The organism is Paraburkholderia sp. SIMBA_053 (assembly GCF_046534895.1).
GTDB lineage: Bacteria > Pseudomonadota > Gammaproteobacteria > Burkholderiales > Burkholderiaceae > Paraburkholderia > Paraburkholderia caledonica.
Genome location: NZ_JAWRXU010000179.1, coordinates 1 through 388, shown reverse-complemented (window position 1 = coordinate 388; position 388 = coordinate 1). Strand labels below are relative to the sequence as shown.

Annotated in this window: 1 pseudogene; it reads right to left on the bottom strand. The window is 69.1% G+C overall.

Going from position 1 to position 388, the window contains the following annotated elements:
- Positions 1-388 (bottom strand): annotated as a pseudogene (locus SB753_RS35160) (hypothetical protein); the annotation flags it as partial.

Genomic DNA, 388 nt, shown 5'->3' with positions numbered 1-388 from the left:
CGCCATAGCGCTGCTTGCGCTCCCGCGCGGCGAAGAACGCGTGGCCGTTGACGAGCGCGCCGACGGCTTCGTGCGCGGCAGTCAGACTGCCGCCGACCACGGCGCCCGTCGCCGCGCCCGCTGTCGTGTGCGTGCCGATGCCGATCGCACCCGCCACCGACGCCTCGGGACGCAGCTTGTTGGTCTCCAGAAGCGAGAAGCCGGGCTTGTCGCGATAGACGGGCTGGCCTAAACGCTGCGAACGTGCGGGCAGTCTGAAGCCGGGATCTTGCGGGGAATCGTTGGGCGCGGTGTCGGTGGCCTCCGCGATGGATGGCGTGCGTGACGGCGGTTGCGAAGGAGCGTTTATCTTTGATGCACCCGATGACGACGCCGCATGCAACGGCCC